This is a genomic window from Thauera aminoaromatica S2, from assembly GCF_000310185.1.
GTDB classification, from domain to species: Bacteria; Pseudomonadota; Gammaproteobacteria; order Burkholderiales; family Rhodocyclaceae; genus Thauera; species Thauera aminoaromatica.
In genome coordinates, this window is sequence record NZ_AMXD01000298.1 from 1 (window position 1) to 1,065 (window position 1,065).

At 74.7% G+C, this 1,065-nt stretch carries 2 protein-coding genes; both read right to left on the minus strand.

Annotation, left to right across the window (positions count from 1 at the left end):
* On the minus strand, positions 1-661 hold a 661-nt coding region (locus C665_RS19705), incomplete at its 3' end, for a DUF6279 family lipoprotein (RefSeq protein WP_004330434.1).
* 64 nt (positions 662-725) lie between these two features.
* A partial coding sequence (locus tag C665_RS21015; protein WP_004330436.1) for a hypothetical protein occupies positions 726-1,065 on the minus strand: 340 nt, incomplete at its 5' end.

Genomic DNA, 1,065 nt, shown 5'->3' on the forward strand with positions numbered 1-1,065 from the left:
GGGGGGCGAAGGCGCCGGCGTCCGCGCGCACGCGCAAGGCGTCGAGCAGCTCGGCCTGCCAGCGCGCGCGATCCTCCAGCCAGGCCTCGGTCGTGGGCTGCAGCGCCCGGCTCCACGCCGCGATGCGCTCGCGCTGGGCCGGCGTCATGCGGCCGAACCAGCGCCGCAGGCGCTCCTCCATGCGCTCGACGCGGGCGGCATGCTGCGCGGACTCGTCGCCGGAGAGGAACTCCGCGCGCGCCTCCTCGCCACGGCGGACGAAGGCGGCGGCGAGCTCCTCCACCTGCTCGTCGCCCAGGCCGGCCGCCAGCCTGCGCAGCTCGGGCTCGAGTTCCCCGACGATCTCGCGCCAGAGCGCCTCTCCGCGCTCGAGGAAGCGTTCGAGCTGCGCAGGCTCGACGCGCTCGGCCGCCAGCGTCGCGTTCGCCGCACGCAGTAGGGCGACGTACTCGGGGAGGTGGCTGCGGCAGTGCCAGTCGAGCAGGCCGGCCAGACGGCGGTCGAATTCGCCACGCTGGCCGGCGTCGAGCGTGACGTAGTCGCGCAGATACCAAGGCAGCAGCCAGTCGAGCTGCGAGTACGCGAAACGCAGGCCGCAACCGACGAGCAGCAACGCGCTGCAGGCGATCAGGAAGAGACGGTGGAGCGCACGGGCGGACATGGGGCTTGTGACCGCACCGGCAGCGGGCAAGTTCGCCCGCTCCGTCCGCCCGCGCACGCCCCGCTCAGCGCGTCTCGCCGCGGGACTCGGCGCCCGACTCGCCGACGGTCTCGGCGGCCGCCCCCTCGGCACGACGGACGCGCTCCGCGGCATCCGCATCGGCGCCAGCACTTCCGGGTTCCTCGGCTCCGGCAGGTGCGGCGACCGACTCGGCTGCAGCCTTCTCCGCCTCGTCCGCAGACACTCCGGAAGTCGCCCCGACGCTTGGCGGGACGGATTCGGCGAGATCCTCCGCCTCCGGAACAGGGGCCGCATCCACCACGCTGACCGGCGCGGGCCCGACCACTGCATCCGCGCTCGATCCCGTCGGTTCCGCGGCGTCCGCACCCGCAACAGCGCCCGCC